14 protein-coding genes are annotated in these 16,294 nt (G+C 58.3%); 8 read left to right on the forward strand and 6 right to left on the reverse strand.

Annotated features, from left to right (window positions below; all coding sequences use genetic code 11):
- The first annotated feature begins 23 nt into the window (after window positions 1-23).
- The 3 genes from acs (at window position 24) to ACFWW2_RS21410 (ending at window position 4,413) form a co-directional block, all read left to right on the forward strand.
- Window positions 24-1,982 carry an acetate--CoA ligase gene (gene acs / locus ACFWW2_RS21400; RefSeq protein WP_393931648.1) on the forward strand — a complete coding sequence of 653 codons (1,959 nt, stop codon included), beginning with the start codon at window positions 24-26 and terminating at the stop codon, window positions 1,980-1,982.
- A gap of 249 nt (window positions 1,983-2,231) precedes the next feature.
- Window positions 2,232-2,786 (forward strand): hypothetical protein, encoded by a 555-nt coding sequence (locus tag ACFWW2_RS21405; RefSeq protein WP_393931650.1) that lies wholly within the window; start codon window positions 2,232-2,234, stop codon window positions 2,784-2,786.
- 115 nt (window positions 2,787-2,901) lie between these two features.
- Complete coding sequence (locus ACFWW2_RS21410; RefSeq protein WP_393931652.1) at window positions 2,902-4,413, forward strand: winged helix-turn-helix domain-containing tetratricopeptide repeat protein; 1,512 nt, start codon at window positions 2,902-2,904, stop codon at window positions 4,411-4,413.
- Window positions 4,414-4,443: 30 nt separating this feature from the next.
- Here ACFWW2_RS21410 and ACFWW2_RS21415 read toward each other — a convergent pair whose 3' ends face one another.
- From ACFWW2_RS21415 to ACFWW2_RS21430, 4 genes are all read right to left on the reverse strand, one after another.
- Window positions 4,444-4,845 (reverse strand): hypothetical protein, encoded by a 402-nt coding sequence (locus ACFWW2_RS21415; RefSeq protein ID WP_393931654.1) that lies wholly within the window; start codon window positions 4,843-4,845, stop codon window positions 4,444-4,446.
- 155 nt (window positions 4,846-5,000) lie between these two features.
- Window positions 5,001-6,803, reverse strand: coding sequence for an NAD(P)/FAD-dependent oxidoreductase (locus ACFWW2_RS21420; RefSeq protein WP_393931656.1), 1,803 nt, complete (start codon window positions 6,801-6,803; stop codon window positions 5,001-5,003).
- Window positions 6,804-6,893: 90 nt separating this feature from the next.
- Window positions 6,894-7,535, reverse strand: a complete 642-nt coding sequence (locus ACFWW2_RS21425) for a glutathione S-transferase family protein (RefSeq protein WP_393931658.1) — start codon at window positions 7,533-7,535, stop codon at window positions 6,894-6,896.
- 158 nt (window positions 7,536-7,693) lie between these two features.
- Entirely contained in the window at window positions 7,694-9,103 is a 1,410-nt protein-coding gene (locus tag ACFWW2_RS21430) for a mechanosensitive ion channel family protein (RefSeq protein ID WP_393931660.1), read from the reverse strand.
- Window positions 9,104-9,190: 87 nt separating this feature from the next.
- On the opposite strand from ACFWW2_RS21430, the gene ACFWW2_RS21435 reads away from it, so the two are divergent.
- Window positions 9,191-9,661, forward strand: a complete 471-nt coding sequence (locus tag ACFWW2_RS21435; protein ID WP_393931662.1) for a GNAT family N-acetyltransferase — start codon at window positions 9,191-9,193, stop codon at window positions 9,659-9,661.
- An 82-nt stretch (window positions 9,662-9,743) separates the two neighbouring features.
- Entirely contained in the window at window positions 9,744-10,850 is a 1,107-nt protein-coding gene (locus ACFWW2_RS21440) for a calcium-binding protein (RefSeq protein WP_393931664.1), read from the forward strand.
- Between the two features lie 6 nt (window positions 10,851-10,856).
- Here ACFWW2_RS21440 and ACFWW2_RS21445 read toward each other — a convergent pair whose 3' ends face one another.
- On the reverse strand, window positions 10,857-11,477 hold the full coding sequence (locus ACFWW2_RS21445; RefSeq protein ID WP_393931666.1) for an SOUL family heme-binding protein: 621 nt from the start codon (window positions 11,475-11,477) through the stop codon (window positions 10,857-10,859).
- A 229-nt stretch (window positions 11,478-11,706) separates the two neighbouring features.
- Here ACFWW2_RS21445 and leuC point away from each other — a divergent pair, with 229 nt between their 5' ends.
- Window positions 11,707-13,113, forward strand: a complete 1,407-nt coding sequence (leuC, locus tag ACFWW2_RS21450; protein WP_393931668.1) for a 3-isopropylmalate dehydratase large subunit — start codon at window positions 11,707-11,709, stop codon at window positions 13,111-13,113.
- Window positions 13,114-13,547: 434 nt separating this feature from the next.
- On the opposite strand, the gene ACFWW2_RS21455 is transcribed toward leuC, so the two are convergent.
- A complete protein-coding gene (locus tag ACFWW2_RS21455; RefSeq protein ID WP_393931670.1) occupies window positions 13,548-14,072 on the reverse strand; it encodes a hypothetical protein in 525 nt (174 codons plus the stop codon).
- A gap of 179 nt (window positions 14,073-14,251) precedes the next feature.
- Here ACFWW2_RS21455 and ACFWW2_RS21460 point away from each other — a divergent pair, with 179 nt between their 5' ends.
- Together ACFWW2_RS21460 and leuD are read left to right on the forward strand one after the other, a co-directional pair.
- Entirely contained in the window at window positions 14,252-15,286 is a 1,035-nt protein-coding gene (locus ACFWW2_RS21460) for a patatin-like phospholipase family protein (protein WP_393931672.1), read from the forward strand.
- Between the two features lie 44 nt (window positions 15,287-15,330).
- A complete protein-coding gene (gene leuD, locus ACFWW2_RS21465) occupies window positions 15,331-15,936 on the forward strand; it encodes a 3-isopropylmalate dehydratase small subunit (RefSeq protein WP_393931674.1) in 606 nt (201 codons plus the stop codon).
- Window positions 15,937-16,294: the final 358 nt, after the last annotated feature.

Genomic DNA, 16,294 nt, shown 5'->3' on the forward strand with positions numbered 1-16,294 from the left:
ACATGAATGAGGGGGAGACCGCTATGACCGATCAACCAGCCGGAACCTATCCGCCATCCGCCGAAATGGCCGCAGGCGCCCATGCGGATAAGGCGAAGTATGAAGCGATGTACGCGGCCTCGATCAATGATCCTGAGGCGTTCTGGGCCGAACATGGCAAGCGCGTCGACTGGATCAAGCCGTTTACCAAGGTCAAGAACACCAGCTTCGCCCCCGGCAATATCGACATCAAATGGTTCGAGGATGGCACGCTGAATGTCAGTGCCAACTGCATTGACCGGCATCTGGCGGATCGTGACGATCAGACCGCGATTATCTGGGAACCCGATAGCGCCGATGATGACGCCCAGCACATCACTTACAAGATGTTGCATGACAAGACCTGCCGCATGGCCAACAGCCTGAAGGAACTGGGCGTCAAAAAGGGTGATCGCGTCGTCCTATACATGCCGATGATCCCGGAGGCCGCCTATGCCATGCTAGCCTGCGCCCGGATCGGCGCCATCCATTCCATTGTTTTTGCAGGGTTTTCTGCCGACGCTTTGGCCGCGCGGATCAGCGGCTCAAATGCCAAGGTTGTCATTACTGCCGATGGTGCGCCGCGGGGTGGCCGGGTGACGAACCTCAAGGACAGTGTCAATCAGGCGCTGATCAACGTGATGCATGACGTCAAATGCCTGTGCGTCCGCCGCACCGGGCAGCAGATCGCGTGGCGCGGCGAAGACGACTACTGGCTGCACGAGATGGAAGAACAGGTCAGCGCCGATTGTCCGCCGGAAGAGATGAACGCCGAGGACCCGCTGTTCATACTTTATACGTCAGGCTCGACCGGCATGCCCAAGGGCGTGGTGCATAGCACCGGGGGTTACATCGTCTATGCGTCGATGACCCATCAGTACACGTTCGACTATCATGATGGTGATGTCTTCTGGTGTACGGCTGATGTGGGCTGGGTGACCGGACACAGCTATATCGTCTATGGCCCACTGGCCAACGGGGCGACCACGCTGATGTTCGAAGGGGTGCCGACCTATCCCGATGCGGGTCGGTTCTGGCAGGTTTGCGAAAAGCATAAGGTTAACCAATTCTACACCGCCCCGACTGCCATTCGTGCGCTGATGGGGCAGGGCAATGATTTTGTTGAGAAATATGACCTTTCTGATCTGAAGGTGCTGGGCACCGTGGGTGAGCCGATCAACCCCGAAGCGTGGAACTGGTACAATAATGTCGTGGGCAAAGGCAAAGTGCCTATCGTCGATACATGGTGGCAGACCGAAACGGGGGGGCATCTGCTGACCCCACTGCCGGGGGCCACAGCGACCAAGCCGGGGTCGGCGACACTGCCGTTCTTTGGCATTCAGCCGGTCATTCTGGAACCGACCACGGGTGAGGAAATCCACGACACGGCGGCCGAGGGCGTGTTGTGCATCAAGGATAGCTGGCCCGCCCAGATGCGCACGGTCTGGGGTGATCATGAGCGGTTCGAAAAGACTTATTTCGCCGACTACAAGAATTACTATTTCACCGGTGACGGCTGCAAACGTGACGCCGATGGCTATTACTGGATCACGGGCCGTGTGGACGATGTGATCAACGTGTCCGGTCACCGGATGGGCACGGCCGAGGTGGAAAGCGCGCTGGTCGCCCATGGCAAGGTCGCTGAGGCGGCTGTGGTCGGCTATCCGCATCCGGTCAAGGGGCAAGGCATCTATGCCTATGTGACCCTGATGACCGGGCAAGAGCCCTCGGATGACCTGCGCAAGGAGTTGGAGACCTGGGTCCGGGCCGAGATCGGGCCGATTGCCAAGCCTGATCTGATCCAGTGGGCGCCGGGCCTGCCGAAAACACGATCGGGCAAGATCATGCGGCGGATCTTGCGCAAGATCGCCGAGGATGATTACGGGGCGCTGGGTGATACCTCGACCCTGGCTGATCCGTCGGTGGTCGATGACCTGATCGAGAACCGGATGAACCGGGGCTGACGCAACGTTCGGTGCTATGTTCGGGGCCGCGCAACACCCTTGCGCGGCCTTTTTTGCGAATCACCAGTTAATGCGGGGGTTTTCACGATTTTGACCTATCGGCATCGCGTCGGCAAAACGTCGGACTTGCGTCGGACCCTTTTCGCCCAAATTGCCGGTTTAAGGCAGCGCGCGGTGGACGTATGAAGACGCCATTAACGTTTTGATATGGTTGGCTGACCCCGACCGCCGATTTGGAAAGGCGATATCATGCTGGAACTTGTTGTCATCTTTTTCATTGTGCTGGTTGGTGGAACACCGGGCGGATCGGACTCTGCTGCGCGCGCGACGCCCATGGCTCCTGTCGTTGACGCACCTGCGGCGGAGGCCGCGCCAGAGGCGATTGAAGAACCGCAGCCGGCGCCTGCCACCGACACACGCACTCCAGAGCCGCAGGAACCAACCGGCAAGTTTCTGAATGCAACTGAGGTCCGCCCTATTCTGGACGCCACCAAGGGCAGTTGGGTCGCGGTCCGGCTTTATGAAGGGCAGGATCTGCTTTATTTCACCAGTCTTTTGTCCTGGCGTTGTGGCTTGTGGGAAATCCGCTATGGCGTCAACGGCGCGCCTGCCGATCAGGTGGTGGAGATGGAGCCGTGTTATGAAGATACGGCCCAACCCGCCGCGCTGACCGACCCGGTGGCGTTTCCGATCTGGGTGACGTTCGCGCCTGAAACCGTGCAAAGCGTGACGGTCGAGATTGATTACGATGACGGGACCACGGATGCGGCGACGTTTCAACGCAGTGGTATTCTGATCCCGTGAGGGTGACTTTTTCCCTTAGTTGATGTACTGAAAACGTCGCAGCCGTGATGTGCTGCAGCTCATTATTTTAGCCCATTCCCGTTGCGTCCATTAGACAAATGAAGGGGGCAGGCATTTGCAGAAGTGGTTTTTTGACGAGCCTGAAAACAGGATCATTTCGGATGATGTGGTGACCCATATCACCCCCAAGGCGGCGGCTGTCCTGCGTTGCCTTTTGCACAAGAAAGGTAAGGTTGTCAGCAAGCAGGATATTCTGGCAGACGTCTGGCCCGGCTTGCATGTGACAGAAGATCTTGTGCGGGAGTATGTCTTTGATTTGCGCACGGCGCTTGGCGATGACGCCCGTCAGCCCCGCTATATAGAAACCGTGCGCGGGAAGGGTTTTAAGCTTGCTGGCGAGGTGTCATTCGCGCAGGAACCGGGCGCCCCCAGCACTGATCTGGACCGATCTACGATTGGCGTTTTGCCTCCGATTGTTGCTGGCGATGATCCGGCATTAACTCTGATCGCCGAGGCGTTGTCAGATGCGATTGTGGCGTCGCTGGCCAATAGCGGGCCGATTGATGTGGTGTCGCGCCATGCCTCTTTTGCCTCTGACCTGCCTGCTGATCCTGCCGCGACGGCCCGCAAGCTTGGGGTGGGCTATCTGCTGGAAAGCCGGATGGCCGTGGCCGGATGTCAGCCCCATGTCACCTATTTTCTGGTTGAGGGCGAAACCGGTCGTCATGTCTGGGCGCAGCGATTTGACGTGACCGGCACCGATCAGGCGGAGCTGCAGGATCTGGTCCACAAGGTTGTTCATGCGCTGGCGGGTTGGCACGGGGAACTGCATGTAGCGGCCTTTCGGCTGATTGCACGTAAGCGCCGTGGGCACTTGACCGCCTTTGAGCATTTTATCTGCGGTTGCGATCTGGAGTTGAACTTTGACGAGGCGAGCGTGACCCGTGCTCTAGATCATCTGGATCAGTCACTGGCGCTGGACCCCGGGTTTGCACGGTGCTGGGTGATGAAGTCGATCATGCTGCAGTGGTCGTTTGACGTCTTTGCAGGCAAGGACCCCGATATTCTGAAAAGATCCGCAGAGGCGATGGATCGCGCTTATGTGCTGAACCCGCGTGATCCTGTCACGCTGTCGTTCATGGCACTTCAGCGCGCGCGTGAAGGCGATCTGGCCGGCGGGCTTGAGGCGTTGGCTCAGGCCGAGAACAGTTGCGGATCAGATGCTGATGCCAGCATTTGCGTGGCCACTGCATTATGCGTCCTGCAGGGCCGTTTCAAAACCGCGCGCCAGTTTTTTGACCGCGCCCATGCGATCAATCATGCCCCGCCGGGCTGGTATCGCTTTGTCGAGGCCCGCCTGCGTTTTTACTTTGGTGAATATGCGCAAAGTGTTGCGGCCTCAAAAACGGGGCCGCAACGGGTCTCTGCCATGATTTATCGCTGTTTGTCGCAGGTCATGCTGGGGCAGATTGCGGCGGCGGTGATTACTTATGAAGACCTATTGGAACGCTATCCCGGCTTCGATCCGGAGTTCTATGCCCGGTATTTTCCAATAGCGGACCCGAAAGCCCGTGATCGTTACGACACCGCCGTCACCCTGCTGCGCGCTGGTCTGGACGGGCGCTGATTTGGGAGGATATCAGCGCCCGGGCCTGGATCAGTTGGCAGGCTGTCCTTCGCGCCAATGCACGACGACATTGGCCACACGGAACCGGTCAACTGCCCGCCTGCGGATGGTCAGTGTGTTGATCCCCTTCTTGAGGAAATCGCGCGGGATGCGATCCATCCACAGGTTCCAGCCTTCGCGGTCGACCATGTCGAAGGACGGCAGATGCTTGTCGTTGATCAGGATCCGGTGGGTGATCTCATCCCCTTCGTCTGTCGAGGAATTGCCGACATCCTGGGCTTGTATAACAAGGTAGCCTTCGGCGCTGATGCGCGAACCGCTTTGGCTGGCCGCGCTGGGCTCTTCATCAATGACAAAGGTCCGTGTTGCCTCTTGGTTGGCTGACACGAATTCTGTGTCGAAGTTCAACCACACGAAATCGGAATTTTGCATCTTCGTTTCCTTTCAAAATGAACTTTTTCAAATGCGGTGCAGCAAAATGTGCATTCCCACGCCGCACACCCTAACATCTGTGCGCGGGAAGGGATGTTGAGTTCCTGTGGAGTTTTTGTGGGGTTGGTAAGGGCGGGCTCTTGCCCGCCCTGCGCCTACCGCCCGTTGTGATGCACCTCTTGCAGCCCGTAGACGGGTGTGTCGATCCCTTCCATGCGGGCCTTGAGTTGCAGCGACAGGAACTGCGAATAGTGCCGCGACTGGTGCAGGTTGCCGCCGTGGAACCAGAGGTTTTCGACCTGGGTGGGTTTCCACATGTTGCGCTGTTCGCCTTCCCATGGGCCGGGGTCCTTGGGTGTGTCTGAGCCCAGCCCCCAGACCTTGCCGACCTTGTCCGCCGTGTCCTGATCGATGATGTCGGTGACCCAGCCGTTCATCGAGCCATAGCCGGTGGCGTAGACGATCAGGTCAGCCTCAAGCTTGGTGCCGTCATCGAGCATCACGCCGTCAGGCACGATTTCGGTGACTTGCCCCGCCTTCAGCTTGATCTTGCCGTCGATGATCAACTGGCTGGCGCCCACATCGATGTAATAGCCCGACCCGCGGCGCAGGTATTTCATGAAGAGGCCGGAGCCATCGGCGCCCCAATCAAGCTGGAACCCGGCCTTTTCAAGGGCGGCGTAGAAATCGGCGTCCACCTCCTTGATCTTGTCATACACGGGGATCTGGAAGTCGTGCAGGATCGCGTAAGGCAGGGAGGCGAAGATCAGGTCGGCCTTTTGCGTGGTGACCCCGGCGGCGACGGCCCGTTCCGAATAAAGATCGCCGAGGCCGATTTCCATCAGCGGTTCGGATCGGACGATATGGGTGGTGGACCGCTGCACCATGGTGACGTCCACATCGTTTTCCCAGAGCGCCGCACAGATGTCGTGGGCGGAGTTGTTGGAGCCGATGACGACCGCTTTCTTGCCTTTGTATTTGTCAGGGCCGGGGTGCTGGCTGGAATGGTGCTGATCACCCTTGAACGTGTCCATGCCGGGGAAATCCGGCACGTTTGCCTTGCCGGACATGCCGGTGGCAAAGACCAGTTGTTTCGGTTTCAGCGTGACGGTTTCGCCGTCCCGGTCCACGGTGACGGTCCATTCCTTTGCCGCCTTGTCATATTTGGCGTTGGTGACGATGGAGCGGGTCCAGTAATTCAGCTCCATGATCTTGGTATACATTTCCAGCCAGTCGCCGATCTTGTCCTTGGGCGCGAAAACCGGCCAGTTGGGCGGGAACGGCAGGTAGGGCAGGTGGTCGTACCAGACCGGGTCATGCAGGCAGAGCGATTTGTACCGCTTGCGCCAGCTATCGCCGGGTTTGTCGTTCTTTTCCACGATGATGGTGGGCACGCCCAACTGCCGCAGCCGGGCACCCAGTGCAATGCCGCCTTGCCCGCCGCCGATGATGACGGTGTAGGGTTGGGTTTTATAGCCGAGTTCGGCGCGTTCCTTTGCGATCTCTTCCGCCCAGGTCAGCCGGTGCTTGCCTGCACCATGCTTGGCCCCAAGCGGGCGTTCGTGACCCAGCGGTTCCTCGTGCCCTTTCAGTTCGGACATCGTGGTGAGCAGGGTCCAGATTTTGCCGTCGCGCAGGCGCAGCAGGCCATAGCCGCGGGCGACGCCGGTTTCGAACGTGATCCAAGCGGTTGTGATGCCCCCATCCTCGGTCGCGGTTTCACTTTCGGCGATTTGCCAGTTGGATGGTTTGGTGCTGGCCAGTTGGGCGTTCAGCATGTCGCGGACCTGATCGGGTCCTTCCATGGTTTTGATGTTCCAGGTGAAGCTGACCAGATCGCGCCAGTAACAGTCATCCACGAACATGGCGACGGCGGCGTCGATATCGCCAGCCTCCAGAGCACCGCCGAAATCGTTCAGGAATGTGGTGACGTGATCGTTTGTTGTCGTATCAAGCAAAGTCGTTCCTCCCACTCATTGAGAGGATAGTTTCGCACGGGCAAAGGGATTCGCCCTATGCGACGTTGGTCATGACCTGGGGTTCTGCCACTAAGTTGCTGGTTCGTCGCCGGTTGGCAGCCCAAGTTCTTTCATGGCGGCATTTTCCGTCTCGGCAATAAATACCATATCCTGTGCGGCCTCGCAGCGGGCGATCCAGTCACGGATCGGTTTGCTGTCTGGAATGGCATCGGGCAGCCAGGAGAATGGTGATACCATCAGCAGATCGGCTGCCGAAAACTGATCATCAATCAAAAAATCATGGCGGGCGAGGGCGGCTTCGATTGTTGAATACATGGTGGCACTGTCGCGGCACCAGCTTTTGACCAGTGGGTTGTCGGCCATTTCGAGAAAGCCCAGATACAGCAGCGGTTCCATGACATTGCCGTAGTAAAAGAGCCAGGACAGGTAAGCGCCACGGCCCGGCGATGAGATACCGCGCCCAAGATCGCTGTCAAAATGGTCCGTCAGCCACAGCATGATCGCGGCCCGTTCCCTGATCACTTGACCATCAACCTCAAGTACAGGGACCTTGCCATCGGGGTGTGGGTTGCGCGGGTCTATTTTTCCGGCGCCGCTCTGACGCTGGATATGGACCGTTTCAATCTTTACCTCCGTTTCCTTTCCCATAAGGCGCAACAGGCTGAGAACGCTGGTCGAACGGGATTGTGGTGAGTAGTAGAGGGTGATCATTGGAGTTCTCCTGTTGCTTGGGTCTGACAGCGAAGTAGCAGGGGCTGCTGCCAGTTCCTGTCAGGAAAGAACAGATGTTTCCCGCTTTTTGATTTGATGCACAGTCCCGCCTCGTGGTTTCCGGAGCCTGCGGGCCCGTCCTGCACGCAAGTGCCGGTTTATTCCGCAGCACCCTTTTGCAGATTTGGCCTGCTGCCATCCATAGCGATATTGACCGTTTCGCTGTCCAGCAGCTTGACCTCGCGCTGAGGGAAGGGGATCGAGATATCGTTTTCGGCGAACGCATCCCAGAGCGCCAGAAACACATTCCCCCGAATGTTGGTCAGCCCGCCGGTCGGGTCGCTGATCCAGAACCGCAGGATATAATCGACCGAACTGTCCCCGAAGCCCACGATATGGCAGACGGTGGGCCGGTTTTTCAGGACCCGGTCGACGCTTTGCGCGGCCTCGATCGCGATCCGGCGCACCTGATGCGGGTTGTCCGCGTAGGATGTACCGAAATGGATGTCGAGCCGGACGAAATCGTTGGAATGGGACCAGTTGACGACCTGACCAGTGATCAGGTCTTCGTTCGGGATCAGGTATTCGCGCCCGTCACGGGTGACGACGGAAACGTAACGCGCGCCCAGCGAATTGATCCAGCCGAACGTGTCGCCGAGGCTGATGACGTCGCCGGGTTTGATCGATTTGTCGAGCAGGATGATGACGCCTGAGACGAGGTTTGACACCACCTTTTGCAGACCAAAACCAAGGCCCACACCGATGGCACCGGACAGCACCGCAAGGCCGGTCAGGTCGATCCCGAGCGCCCGGACCCCGACAAAGAAGGCGGCCCCATAAAAGGCGATCTGCACACCTTTGATAATCAGCACCTGCATGGACGGGCTGATGTCTTCGTTGGTGCGCACCCGCCCGGCTGTGGTTGTCGTCAGGAACCGGGCCAGCGTGATCGTGGCCCCCAGAACCACAAGCGCCTGCGCGAGTAGCAGCAGCGAGAACCGGATTTCACCGATCTGGAAACCGGCCGCGTCGAGCAGTTGTTCCGCCTGATCCAGCAGTCCGAGGATGACCAATGTGGCATAAGTCCACGCCCCGTAGCGCACCATTTTTCGCAAAAACGGGCTTTTGATCAGGCGCGTCAGGAAGGCGATGACCAGCCAGGCAAAGGCCAGCGTCCCGATGATACTGAGCAGATAGCTGCGGCTGGGCCATGTGACCTCGCGCATGATGTAGATCGTGGCCCAGATCAGCCCGACAAAGAAGATCGCCCGTAGTCGTTGGTGAACCACCACAAGGATACGCATGCGCCATTTGGGCCAGTCATGCCGTGCGCCCATCCAGGCGCGAATACGCGGGCCCAGAACCTTGCGCATCAAATGGGCCAGAATGAACAGGCCAATGGCAATCAGGATCTGATAAAGGTTCCAGGTCCGGAACATGCTGCTGATAAAGACCTGGGCCTGATCATAAAGATCGGTGCCAATGGTCAGCGCCTGTTCAAGCGCCTCTTCCGGCACCATTTCGGTGATCGCGTCATCGGGGCCTTTCATATTGACGTGACGCGACATGGGGGTCCTGCAGTGGTGGCTGTTTGGACAAGTGTTGCACGGGCCGGACCGGGCAGGCAAGTTGCCGCAAACAGGTGAGGTGCTGAAATGGCTGAGGAAATTACGGTGCGCCCTGCAGTCATGGCGGATGCGCCTGCCCTGTCAGAACTTGTCATTGCGGTGCTTTATGCCTCTAACCTTGCCGATTATGGGGCCGAGAATGTCGCCCGTGTTGCCGGCCATTTCAGTGTGGAGGGTGTGAAAACCATGCTTGGCAACCGGCACGCAACCTTTGTGGCGTTACAGGGCGACAGGGTTGTGGGGACGGCCAGTCTTGATCTGGATGAGGATGGTCAGACGGCGGCGGTCAAAACCTTCTTTGTGGATGCGCGCATGCAGCGCCTTGGCATTGGTGCGCGGCTTTATGCGCATGTGGTCGCCAAGGCCGCCGAAAGCGGGATTGCCCGATTTACCGTCCGGTCGTCCATCGCTGGGATACCATTCTACGAAAGGCTGGGCTTTGTTTCCGTTCGCGACCATTGGGATGGCACCGAACGCACAGTTGAGATGCGCAATTAACGCTGTCCTTTTGCAAGCCTTGTCGCGGCTGCGATGAAAGGTTTACAAACTCTTAACGGATATTTGTACTGGATCAGCCATCATGGATCTTTCCATTCTTTTGCTTCTCGGCCTCGGTTTGGCCCTTGCCGTGCCATTTCTGGGTGGGGACGATGATGACGACGAGGCCAACCGGATTGATGGCAGTCCCGAAGGCGAACCGATCAACGGCACAGAGGGTGCGGATAGCATTTTTGCGCTGGCGGGTGACGATATTATTAATGCCGGTGGCGGCAATGATTTCGTCAATGCCGGGTTGGGTAATGATACGGTGAATGGCGGCGAAGGTCGCGATGTCATCCAAGGCCGCGCAGGCAACGATATTATCAATGGTGATAACGGCAATGACCGGATTGAGGGCGGCGCGGGTGATGATATGATCGATGGCGGTTATGGTTCGGACACCATTCTGGGCGGCCGTGGCACCGACGTCATCAAAAGCGGTTTTAATGCGCGCCTGATCGACAATGAACTGGTGAATGCGACTGAGACGCTGGACATCATTCGCGGTCAGGGGGGCGAGGATACGCTGTTCATGTGGGGTGATGACAGCGATAACAGCACGCCGGATAATCCGAAGGGCCTGAGCCTGGCTGTAGGCGGTGTGAACAGTGCACCGCCGGGTGAAGTGGGCACCCCTGAACTGGATGAGTTGATCCTGGTGACCGGTGAGTCCGATCTGCAGGACGACGAAGGCCCCACCAACTTTTTTGCCTTCGCCAATCTGGAAGATGATCAGGATACGCTGGCGACGATTGTCGAATTCAATCCTGCGCAGCACAAACTGGTGCTGACCATTGACGCTGATCTTGACGGGGCGACAGCGCCCGCTGTGGATTTTGTACTGACAGAGACCAGTTTGGACGGTGAAGACGGCGTTCTGGTTGAGGCCCGGTTCGAGGATGCGATGGGCGATCCGACCGATCCGGATTTTGACTATGAAGTGTCCCGCGCGTTTCTGCGTGGTGCCACTATTGCGAGTTTGGACGAAAGCGATTTTGCGGTTGTGCTGACGGACAACGATATCCCCGAGCCGGGGCCGGATGATGTGCTGACCGAGGCTGATTTCACCTTGTTCAATCCTGAAGCGACGTTAGAGACCGTAAAGAACGCATTACCTGGGTTCCTCAACACCAGCCCGCCCGCCTGATCAAAATCACTCGATACTGAACGCCACTTCGTTCCGCCGTTTCCATGGCAGCGTCATGGGGTCGTCGTAGTAATAGTGGCGAACGGGCTCCTTTACTGACAGGCCAGCCTGTATCGCGTAGCGGCGTAAATCGGCCTCGTGCTGCGTCAGTCTGGATTGTGTCGCCCAACCGGAAAACCGCAGGACCACCTGGGTGTCAGGCGGTGTTTGCGTGAACCGGATCGCGTTGCTGTCGGGGATCGGCAGGCTATCAAGCGTGTATTCCCGCGGCATCATGAAACTGACGGTCCACAACCCCGACTCACCGGTTTGGGTCACAGGCGTTGTCATGGTGATGCTTTCGGCGGGCGTCTGAGCCACGGGCGTGGTCATTGCCACCTTGTCGGCGCTGGTATTGCCACCAAAGATATATCCCGCCAGCACGCGGAAACCCTGACGCAAGGCCTGTGACCGTTCGGATTTCACTGTCACTTCGGCCAGAATGGTGGGGCTGTATTCGCGGATTTCATAAGGTCCGTCCTGCGCCACCACCGTGTATGCTGGCGTTTCATAGCCGTTATAGCTGTCCTGGGCCACGGCGGGGGTCGCGGCGATCATGGCTGTCAGCGCTGCTGCGGTTCGTATCATGGCATCCTCTCTTTTCATTGGTACGGATGATGTTGCGTTTCCGATCACTCTTGCGGGACAGGCGATGCCGATGTATCTGACCCCTTATGAAACAGGTTTTTGACATGGATGACCGCGCCCGCCTGCCATGGCGGTTTTACGGTGCCAACTGCACAATCCTTGCCCGGGGCTGACCGCCCCCGTTTCCGCACGCCTGCCTTTTACTGACACCAGATACGGGAGAGGACCCATGTCCCCCAAAACGCTCTATGATAAAATCTGGGACGCGCATGTCGCCCACGAAGCCGAAGACGGCACATGCCTGCTCTATATCGACCGCCATCTGGTGCACGAGGTGACAAGCCCGCAGGCGTTTGAGGGTCTGCGCTTGGCGGGTCGCAAGGTGCGTGCCCCGGAAAAGACCATCGCCGTGCCGGACCACAATGTGCCGACAACGCCGGGGCGTGATGATCCCAAGAACATGACCGAAGATAGTGCCATTCAGGTGGCCGCGCTGGATACCAATGCCAAGGAATTTGGCATTCACTATTACCCCGTTTCCGACGTCCGTCAGGGGATCGTTCATATCGTTGGGCCCGAACAAGGCTGGACGCTGCCCGGCATGACTGTGGTGTGTGGTGACAGCCATACGGCGACCCACGGTGCCTTTGGCGCGCTGGCCCATGGCATCGGTACGTCAGAGGTGGAGCATGTGCTGGCCACCCAGACCCTGATCCAGAAGAAATCCAAGAACATGAAGGTCGAGATCACGGGCAAGCTGCGTCCCGGTGTCACCGCCAAGGATATCACCCTATCCGTGATCGGGGCGACCGGTACTGCCGGCGGCACCGGATATGTCATCGAATATTGTGGTGAGGCGATCCGCGATCTGTCCATGGAAGGCCGCATGACCGTCTGTAACATGGCCATCGAAGGCGGCGCGCGTGCCGGTCTGATCGCCCCGGACGAAAAGACGTTCGAATACTGCAAGGGCCGTCCACATGCTCCCAAGGGTGCCGCATGGGAAGCGGCAGAGGCCTATTGGCGCACGCTTTACACTGATGAAGGCGCGCATTTCGACAAGGTGGTCACGTTGAAGGGCGAGGATATCGCGCCAGTGGTGACATGGGGTACATCGCCCGAAGATGTACTGCCGATCACGGCCACGGTCCCCTCCGCCGACGATTTCGAGGGCGGCAAGGTGGGAGCCGCGCAGCGTTCGCTGGACTATATGGACCTCAAGCCCGGCACGCCCTTGTCCGAGATTGAGATCGACACGGTGTTCATTGGCTCCTGCACCAATGGCCGGATCGAGGATCTGCGCGCCGCTGCCGCGATCCTGAAGGGCAAGAAGAAGAAGGACGGGTTGCGGGCGATGGTTGTGCCCGGATCGGGCCTTGTCCGCGCGCAGGCGGAGGAAGAAGGGCTGGCGGATATCTTCAAGGAGGCTGGGTTTGAGTGGCGCCTTGCGGGCTGTTCGATGTGCCTTGCGATGAACCCCGACCAATTGGCACCCGGCGAGCGCTGTGCGGCCACATCCAACCGCAACTTCGAGGGCCGTCAGGGTCGGGGCGGACGCACCCACCTGATGTCGCCACAGATGGCGGCGGCGGCGGCGATCACCGGGCGGCTGACGGATGTGCGGGAGATGATGTGACCGGCGCGCCGCTCACATTTGGTGATATTCGATGAAATGGGTCTGGATCAGCTTCTCATTTGTTCTGCTGGGTTTCGGCGTAATCTCATGCTCTACAGTGTTGGGTTGTCACAATCCGACGGGGTATTGTGGAGACAACGTGCCTGATCCGGATCGCATTGGCGGCGAGTCATGGTTTCTGTCAACAACAGCAGACGAACGTTTGGCTTACTACCGCGGACGATGCGCAGACCGGTCGCCTGAATCTCGGGAAGATCTGGATGACGAGACCTGTGCGATCCGTAGCATCAGGGCGAAGGCGCTGGATGTTTGCATTTACTACGAAACTCCGCGCTGGGTTGAGAATGGCCCGACCGAAGCGGAGAGGTTGGCTGGTCGCGTGCAATGCCAGAACAAGGTCTTAGGTCAGCACGGCCTTCCGCTTTTGTAGGGCCCTACCTGATCTTGAACGCCCGTTTGATGTCGTCCAGCGCATCGCGCTGTTTGTCGTTTAGCCCGTCCTCGGGCAGGACTGATTTGACCAGCGTCATCAGCGGATCAAAACCTTTTGCGCCGTCAAGTTTGTAGAGCTTGCGGCTGATCCGGCTGATCGCCCCGTCGGCCCCGTGGCATTCATTCATCAGCCATCGGCCCAGCACCATCATTTCCTCGGCATCCGTCTTGCAGATGTCAAGTGTTGATTGCGCCTGCACGATCATCGCGTTGCGCTGGTCCTGCGTGGGCAGGTCGTTGAGTTCCAGGAAGCTGAGCGCGATGGCGGTGATGGCAAGGTTGGGGTCTTCGATGCTTTCGACCGGGTGCAGGTTGGTTTGCCGTTTGAAGCCGAACCGGCGGGCGGCCAGCCGCACATCATTGGCCATATCCATCATGTCGGTTGCGATATTGGCCGCGTTCCGGGCGCGGATGACGAGAAAGTAAAAGGCCGTGGCGGCCGCGATGATTGCAATGAGAATGGGCATGAAATCTGGTCCGGTTGTCAATCTGTGGTGGTAAGCATCTAGAACGGGGATTCGTGATCAAAGCATGACCTGAATGTGGCATTGGCAAAGATGCGCTGCCGTCTGTGTCCCGGGACACCGGCAAGACCGGAATGCGGCTGTTAGACTTAACCCTGATGCATTCAGATGGGGATTTTCCGATGACATTTCGTATTCTGTCCTGCGATGGCGGCGGCATTCGCGGCTATCTTTCCAGTTCGCTGATCAAGGCGCTGAACACCGAAACCGATGGCAAGCTACTGGACGGGGTGCACGGGTTTGCTGGCACATCGACCGGGGGGTTGATATCGATTGCGCTGGGCGCGGGCGTGCCGATTGACGACATCGTTTCGGTCTATGCCACCAAGGCGGCGACGATTTTCAAGGAAAATACATTCTTCAGCGCCGATGCCACCGATATGGCCATGCGTCAGGCGGTTGAGGCAGAGGGTCTGCGGGCCGGGCCAGGGATTTTCGAATGTGAATATGTGGCGACGGGCCTGCGCCAGGTCATCGACGAGTTGCTGCCGGACAAGACAGCCACCTTGGGTGGCACCACGGAAAAGATGATTGCCGTCAATACGGCGCAACTGCTTGACGATGGGTCCAAACCGCCGGGTTGGATGCCTGTCACCCTGAATAACCTGAACGCCGGCGATGATTATGGTGATATCCTGCTTGCGGATGCCGCACTGGCAACGTCTGCCGCGCCGACCTATTTCCCACCGCATCAGATTGGAAAGCGCGGCTATTTTGCCGATGGCGGTACATTTGCCAATAATCCGGTGATGAATGCCATCGAAGTGGCGCTGAGTACGGGCAAAGCGTCAGCGCTGGCTGATATCGAGGTCATCTCGTTCGGTACGGGTCTGACCCCGCAGGGGATCTCTCCCAAGGCGATTGGCAAGCCGCTGGGTTGGGGGGTGACGTCGTGGTTGCGGCCTTGGAAATCGAGCAGGGGTGCGCCCGCCACAGCACTGCTGGTCATGACGATGGATCTGTCGGCGCAGAACGCCGGGTCCATCGCCGACCGCCTGTTGGGCCACCGGATGGCGCGGATCAATCCTGTGCTGAGCAGACCTGTGCCGCTGGATGCATATGAGAATGCCGATTACGCCATCATGGACGCAGCGATTGCCGATGCAAAGAAGGGGCAGGGCTGGAAAGATGCAATCAAGTTGATTAAGGACTGGTGAAACAGCCACGCCCCCCCAACAGGGCCGGTTCAACGGAGACGCAAATGAAAAAGTTCACCAAGCTGAGCGGGATCGCCGCCCCCTTGCCGCTGGTCAATATCGACACCGATATGATCATCCCCAAGCAGTTCTTGAAGACGATCAAGCGGTCGGGCCTTGGGGTGAACCTGTTCGACGAAATGCGCTACGATGATGATGGCAACGAGATTCCGGATTTCGTGCTGAACAAGCCGCAATATCGCGGTGCGCAGATCCTTGTGGCCGGTGAGAATTTCGGTTGCGGGTCGTCGCGCGAACATGCGCCATGGGCCATCGCCGATTTTGGGATCACCTGTGTCATTGCGCCCAGCTATGCCGATATTTTCTACAATAACTGCTTCAAGAACGGCATCCTGCCCATTGCCCTGCCGCAGGAACAGGTCGATGTGCTGATGAAGGACGCCGAAAAAGGGTCGAACGCCCGGATCGAGGTTGATCTTGAGGCGCAGACGATCACGTCATCCGATGGGGATGTGTTTGCGTTTGATGTTGATCCTTTCAAAAAGCACTGCCTGCTGAACGGTCTGGACGACATCGGCCTGACAATGGAAAAAGCGGCTGCCATCGACAGCTTTGAGGCTCAGGCCACCGCCGCCCGTCCTTGGGTGTAATACGATCCGCGCAAGGCCGCCTGGTCTTGCGCGCTGACGCGCCGGATGCGTGACGTCGCGCAAATAACCCTTCACTTTGCGCCATTTATCCGTGTATCTTAAAGGTCTGATCATTGCTGATGGATCGCTGATCTATCATTTATCAGTTGCATTGTCCCCACAGGTTACACGCAAAGCATTGGACAAATGCATTGCGGGTTTTAAAATATAGTCGGGACATAAAGAATTAGTGACGGTTACACCTTAGGAAAGACGCATGTCGGGACGGCATGCTAATCGGGACATCGGTCACGCCGCCGCGCGGCGTAGATCATATGAGGGTACGGGATAAATTGCTATTTCGACTGCCAGGAGCTTT

It is taken from the genome of Yoonia sp. R2-816 (assembly GCF_046762905.1).
Taxonomy (GTDB): Bacteria; Pseudomonadota; Alphaproteobacteria; order Rhodobacterales; family Rhodobacteraceae; genus Yoonia.